Source organism: Teichococcus aerofrigidensis, from assembly GCF_054073225.1.
In genome coordinates this window covers 1-5,900 of sequence record NZ_JBSXMU010000170.1, presented here as the reverse complement: position 1 = coordinate 5,900, position 5,900 = coordinate 1, and the positions used below count along the sequence as shown (strand labels likewise).

Annotated in this window: 5 protein-coding genes and 1 pseudogene; 4 read left to right on the top strand and 2 right to left on the bottom strand. The window is 71.5% G+C overall.

Annotation, left to right across the window (positions count from 1 at the left end; translation table 11 throughout):
* Window positions 1-397 (bottom strand): annotated as a pseudogene (locus tag ACVMLK_RS19630) (ATP-dependent DNA helicase); the annotation flags it as partial.
* Between the two features lie 141 nt (window positions 398-538).
* Here ACVMLK_RS19630 and ACVMLK_RS19625 point away from each other — a divergent pair.
* Together ACVMLK_RS19625 and ACVMLK_RS19620 are read left to right on the top strand one after the other, a co-directional pair.
* Window positions 539-2,185 (top strand): lysine--tRNA ligase, encoded by a 1,647-nt coding sequence (locus tag ACVMLK_RS19625; RefSeq protein WP_422921757.1) that lies wholly within the window; start codon window positions 539-541, stop codon window positions 2,183-2,185.
* Complete coding sequence (locus ACVMLK_RS19620) at window positions 2,182-4,116, top strand: lysylphosphatidylglycerol synthase domain-containing protein (protein ID WP_198365933.1); 1,935 nt, start codon at window positions 2,182-2,184, stop codon at window positions 4,114-4,116. The genes ACVMLK_RS19625 and ACVMLK_RS19620 overlap by 4 nt, the downstream gene beginning before the upstream one ends.
* 22 nt (window positions 4,117-4,138) lie before the next feature.
* Here ACVMLK_RS19620 and ACVMLK_RS19615 read toward each other — a convergent pair whose 3' ends face one another.
* Window positions 4,139-4,789 carry a S24 family peptidase gene (locus tag ACVMLK_RS19615; RefSeq protein WP_198365934.1) on the bottom strand — a complete coding sequence of 217 codons (651 nt, stop codon included), beginning with the start codon at window positions 4,787-4,789 and terminating at the stop codon, window positions 4,139-4,141.
* 121 nt (window positions 4,790-4,910) lie between these two features.
* Here ACVMLK_RS19615 and ACVMLK_RS19610 point away from each other — a divergent pair, with 121 nt between their 5' ends.
* Complete coding sequence (locus ACVMLK_RS19610; RefSeq protein ID WP_457487377.1) at window positions 4,911-5,345, top strand: hypothetical protein; 435 nt, start codon at window positions 4,911-4,913, stop codon at window positions 5,343-5,345.
* On the top strand, window positions 5,342-5,809 hold the full coding sequence (locus ACVMLK_RS19605) for a hypothetical protein (RefSeq protein WP_457487376.1): 468 nt from the start codon (window positions 5,342-5,344) through the stop codon (window positions 5,807-5,809). Before ACVMLK_RS19610 ends, ACVMLK_RS19605 begins: the two co-directional genes overlap by 4 nt.
* Window positions 5,810-5,900: the final 91 nt, after the last annotated feature.

Sequence of the window (5,900 nt, the reverse complement as noted above, 5' to 3'; positions counted from 1 at the left end):
GGGCCAGGCGGCGCAGCAGCTCGGCGGCGATCTCCGGCAGCAGCGCGGCGGCGGCTTCCGCATCCCCGGGCGCCGGCAGGTCGAGGGCGAGGGCCAGGCCGCGCGGCGTGGGCGGCGCCGGCTGGGCCGGCAGGCAGAAGGCGAAAAGCTCCAGCAGGTCGCAGGCGCCGGGCAGGCCGGACAGGCCGAGCCGCCGTGCCGTGGCCGGGGCATGGACCAGGATGGGCGGGCCGAACTCGCGCAGCAGCTCCGGCAACTCGGCCGGGCGCGGGGTGAACAATTCGCCATCAGGGGTGAGCAGCGCGGCGCTGCCGGGCGCCGGGGCGACCAGGGCCGGGCCGCTCGGCAGCACCAGGCGGGGGGGCAGGGCGTCGTTCCGGCCCTTGGTGGCAGTCACCGGAGGAGAGTAGGGGCAAAGCACGAACGAAGCCAGCCGCCAGCGGGGTTTTTCCAATCGTGATGGCCGCGCGGGGTGGCTTTGGCCGCCCTGCCGACTGGGCGCGTTGACCGCGGCACGCGGCGCTGGCATGGGGCGGGAATGACCGCCGATCCATCGCTCCGCACCGTCAAGGCCTGGCCCTTCGAGGAAGCCGCCAAGGTCGCCGATCGCCTCGCCGCGTCCGGCAAGAAAACGGCGCTGTTCGAGACCGGCTACGGCCCTTCCGGCCTGCCGCATATCGGCACCTTCGGCGAGGTGGCGCGCACTTCCTGGGTGCGCAATGCCTTCACCCGCCTGACCGGCCTGCCGTCCCGCCTGCTGGCCTTCTCGGACGACATGGACGGGCTGCGCAAGGTGCCGGACAACGTGCCGAACGGCGATGTGCTGCGGCAGCATCTCGGCAAGTCGCTGACCGCCATCCCCGACCCCTTCGGCACGCATGAGAGCTTCGGGCACCACAACAACGCCCGGCTGCGCGCCTTCCTGGACGCCTTCGGCTTCGAGTACGAGTTCGCCTCGGCCACCGACTACTACCGCTCGGGCCGGTTCGACGCGGCGCTGCTGCGGATGCTGGAGGCGCATGAGGAGGTGCGGCAGGTGATCCTGCCGACGCTGGGGCCGGACCGCCGCGCCACCTATTCGCCCTTCCTGCCGGTGCATCCGCGGACGGGGGTGGTGATGCAGGTGCCGGTGGAGGAGACACGGCCCCAGGACGGGACCATCGTCTGGCGTGACCCGGAGAGCGGCGAGCGCTTCGAGACGCCGGTGACCGGCGGCCATGTGAAGGCGCAGTGGAAGGCCGACTGGGCGATGCGCTGGTTCGCCCTCGGCGTCGATTACGAGATGTCGGGCAAGGACCTGATCGACAGCGTCCGCCTCTCCTCGGCGATCTGCCGGGTGCTGGGGGCCGAGCCGCCGGTCAGCATGACCTACGAGCTGTTCCTCGACGCCAATGGCCAGAAGATCAGCAAGTCCAAGGGCAACGGGCTGACGATCGAGGAATGGCTGCGCTACGCCCCCCCCGAGAGCCTGGCCTATTTCATGTACCAGCAGCCGGGCCGGGCGAAGCGGCTGCATTTCGACGTCATCCCCCGCGCCACGGACGAGTACCTGCAGCAGCGGGAGCGGCTGCGCGCCAGCCAGGACCCGGCCAATCCGGACTGGCACATCCATGGCGGCGAGGTGCCGAACACGCCGGAACCTCCGCTGACCTTCGGCATGCTGCTGAACCTCGCCACGGTGGCTGCCGCCGACACGCCGGAGCGGTTGTGGAAGTTCGTGCGCAACTACGCCCCCGGCGCCACGCCGGAGACGCAGCCGCTGCTGGGCCAGCTGGTCGAGTATGCCGTGGCCTATGCGCGCGACTTCGTGCTGCCCGGGCTCACGCCGCGCGCGCCGACCGCGGAGGAGCGGCCCTGCTTCCAGGCGCTGATCGACCTGCTGCGCGCGCACCGGCAGGAGATCGAGGCGCTGCCGCCCGGCCTGCCGCAGGCCGAGCGCATCCAGGTCGACGTCTATGACGCCGGCCGGCGTGAGCCCTTCATCCAGAAGATGAAGGACGGCTCGAACGGCGTCTCGCGCGGCTGGTTCAACGCACTGTACCAGGTATTGGTGGGCGCCGATCAGGGGCCGCGCTTCGGCAGCCTCGCCGCCGCCTATGGGGTGCCGGAGACCATCCGCCTGATCGAGGAGGCGCTGACCCGACCACCGCGGGAGGCGGTCGCGGCGGAGACGGCAAGGGCGTGAGCCGGGCAATCGGCCTGCTGCGCCGGCACGGGCCGACGGTCTTCGGCCTCGCCCTGCTGGTCGGCGCCCTCTATGTGGTGCAGCGGGAGTTCCGCGACCTCTCCATGGCGGATGTCCGCGCCGCCCTGGACGCCATCCCGGGCCGGCAGCTCTGGGTGGCGGCGGGCTGGACGCTGCTCGCCTATGCGGTGCTGACGATCTACGACCGCCTCGGCTCGGTCTATGCCGGCAAGCCCGTCAGCTACGCGCGCAGTTCGCTGGCCTCCTTCTGCGCCTATACCCTGGCGCACAACCTCGGTTTCGCCGCCGTCTCCGGCGCGGCGGTGCGCTACCGCTTCTACGCGGCATGGGGGCTGACCCCGGGCGAGATCGCCAAGGTCATCGCCTTCACCAGCCTGACCTTCGGCCTGGGCGGCATGGCGCTGGGCGGCATGGTGCTGATCTGGGAGCCGGAGGTGGTGCCATGGATCGCCGAGAACCTGCCGCACTGGGCGATGCAGACCGTCGGCGTGGCGCTGCTCGGCGTGGTCGCGACCTATATCCTGCTCTCCCGCCTGCTGCCGCATTTCACCGTCTTCGGCCACCGCATCGACCTGCCCGGCTTCCGCATGGCCTGCGCCCAGACCCTGCTGGCCGGCGTGGATGTCGCGGTGACGGCAATGATCTTCTACGTTCTGCTGCCCGAAGCGCCGGGGCTGAGCTTCGCGCGGTTCCTCGGCATCTACCTCGCCGCCTACACGGCGGGGCTCGCGGCCAATGTGCCCGGCGGCCTCGGTGTCTTCGACACGGCGGTGCTGGTCGGGCTCGCGCCCTATGTGCCGGCGCCGCAGGTCATCGGCGCCCTGCTGATCTTCCGCTTCTTCTACTACATCATCCCGCTCTTCCTGGCGGGCATCCTGTTCGCCGGCTTCGAGATCGGTCAGCGCCGCCACCTGCTGAGCGGATTCGGCGCCGAGGCCCGCGTGACGGATGCGCTGGAAGGCCCGGTGCTGGCCGGGCTCTCGGGCCTGGCCGGGGGCGTGCTGCTGTTCATCGGCGCCCTGCCGGCGCGCGGCTCGCAACTGGCCGTCTGGGCCGGGGACTGGGCCGCGCTGGCCAGCCAGTTCGCCGCCTCGCTGATCGGCTCGCTGCTGCTGGTGGTCGCCTATGGCATGGTGCGGCGACTGAGGATCGGCTGGATCGGCGGCATCGTGCTGCTGCTGCTCGGCTGCTTCATCACCCTGCTGCGCGGCGAGCCATGGTGGATCTCCGGCGGCTTCGCCGTGCTGGGTGGCCTGCTGGCCTGCTTCAGCACCGCCTTCTACCGCGACGCCCGCCTGACCGGCGAGCCGCTGGCCCGCGGCACGCTGCTGCCCCTGACCGCCAGCGCGGCCGCCGCCCTGGTGCTGGCGCGCATCGCCTGGGAAGGGCCGGTGTCGCACGAGCCCTGGTGGGAAGTGCCCTTCTCGGACGAGGCGCCACACACCCTGCGCTTCGCCGTCGGTCTCTGCGGCGTGCTGCTGCTGGCGGCGGCGGCGCGGCTGTTGCGGCCGGCGCGGATTCGCGCGCCCTCCTACGACATGGCGACGCGGGCGCGGCTGGCCGCGCTCGGGGCCCGCGTGCCGGCGGAGGGCGATGGCGCCCTTTTCGTCGAGGGCGGGCGCGGCGCCGGCTTCGCCTTCGTCCGGCGTGAGCAGGTCTGGATCGGCATCGGCGACCCGGCCGGCGATGCCTCGGCCCGCATCACCGCCATCTGGCGCTTCCGCGACCTCTGCGACCGCAACGGCGTGGCCCATGCCTTCTGGCAGGTCGGGCCGGAACTGCTGCGGGCCTATGAGGATACCGGCCTGGCGGCGCTGCCGCTGGGGCAGGACCGCTACCTCGTATGCCCGGCGGAGAGCGACCCGGAGCTGGTGCTGAAGGCGCTGGGGCGGGAGGCGCCGCCGCGCTGAAGCGGATCGCCCATCGGGCCGCCTATTGGCTCGCCCAGAGGATGCGGTGCATCCAGGCCAGCTCGGCGAGGTCGAAATTGTAGTTGGGATGCGCCGGGTTGAGGCTGGCCAGCTCCACGCGGCGGGCGGATTGCCGCACCAGCTGCTTGGCCATCACCTCGCCCTTCTGGGTGCGCACCACCACGCGGTCGCCCCGCCGCACCGGCGAATTGGGCGAGACGATGACGATGTCGCCATCGCGGAACACCGGCTCCATGCTCTCGCCCGAGATTTCCAGCGCATAGGCATTGGGGTCGGAAAGTTCCGGCGTGCTGATCTCGTCCCAGGAACCGCCGACCGGGTAGCCGCCATCACCGAAGTAGCCGTCGCCGCCCGCCTGGGCCAGGCCGATCAGCGGGATGCGCCGCCCCGCCGCGCCGCTGCGGGCGCCGGACTGCAGGGCCGGGGTCCCGGTGACCAGGGAGGCGAAGCTGTCCATGTCGGTGCCGGTGGCCAGGAGGATCTTGGCGATGCTCTCCGTCGAGGGCCAGCGCGCCCGCCCGTCGGCGCCGAGGCGCTTGGAGGGATTGAAGGCGGTCGGGTCCAGCCCGGCCTTGCGGGCCAGGCCCGAAGGGGAGAGACCGTGCTCCGCGGCCAGGGCATCGACCGCCCGCCAGATGTCGTCATGACGCATGGGCGGAATATCCTAGGCTTCCGGTCTGATTGCAATAGGAACATCATCACAAATAGGTGTTGACACCTATTAAGAGAATCGCAATGGTTGGGCGGTATTCAACTATTTGGCGAGAACGCTCATGGCCACCGCCCCCCGCAGCACCACTGCCATCTATGCCTCGATGCGCCGTGCCGAGCCCTTCCGCAGCGCGGAGGAAGCCTGGATCTGGACCATGGCCGCGCTGGTGGCGCGCCGTGACGGCGCGCGCATCGTCGCCGGCGCCGGCCGGGCGCTTCGCCCCTGCGAGCCCGACGACGTGGTGAAATGCCTCGACCGCCTCTACCGCCAGCGCCGCATCGATCTCGTGCATGCCCGCATCCTGCGGATCTGGGGCGAGCGGGGCGAGGCGCCGAACCCCCGCTACGCGCGCGAGAAGAACGACTGGCGCATCTGGACCGAGGCGCTGCGCCGCCTGGAATGGCCGCTGCGGATGAAGGGCATCGTCGAGGGTCCGGGGATGGACCTGACCGAGGAGGCAGTGGTGGTGGAGTGGCCGCTGCGGACCCCGGCGTGACGCCTCGCCCTGCTCTCGGGGCGCGCCTTTCGCCGCGCCACGCCCTGGCCGAGCCGCAGAGGGTCTGGATCGGATTCGGCGGCCAGGCGGATCAGGGCTGGCTGCGGCTGCTGCGCCCCGGCTTCCGGCATTGCTTCGCCGCCCTTCACGACGAGCAGGGCTGGACCGTGATCGAGCCGCTGTCCGGACGTCTGCTGGTGACGCGGCCGGGCGTGCCAGCGGCCTTCGACCTGCCAGGCTTCTATCGCCGTGCCGGACTGACCATTCGCGGACCCTTCACCCCCGGCCCGGCCCGGGGCCGCTGGCTGCCGCCCCTGACGCCTTATTCCTGCGTCGCGGTGTGCCGTGGACTGCTGGGCGCCGGCGCGCCCTTCGCCATCACGCCGCACGGGCTCGACCGGGCGCTGCGGGGCGCCCAAGAAAATAGGAATAAAGTCGTTGACATGCTGAAATCCGTCCTGTAGAACCCTCCTTGTCAACGGGCGAGCTGCGTCCGGCGACATCCTCCCCGATCCCCCTCCGAGACTGCGCGGGCCCCGCCGGACACTTCCGGCG

Bases quoted from the DNA above. Each gene is read 5' to 3' on its own strand.
- ACVMLK_RS19625 (WP_422921757.1), top strand. From the start codon at position 539: ATGACCGCCGATCCATCGCTCCGCACCGTCAAGGCCTGGCCCTTCGAG.
- ACVMLK_RS19610 (WP_457487377.1), top strand. From the start codon at position 4,911: ATGGCCACCGCCCCCCGCAGCACCACTGCCATCTATGCCTCGATGCGC.
- ACVMLK_RS19615 (WP_198365934.1), bottom strand. From the start codon at position 4,789: ATGCGTCATGACGACATCTGGCGGGCGGTCGATGCCCTGGCCGCGGAG.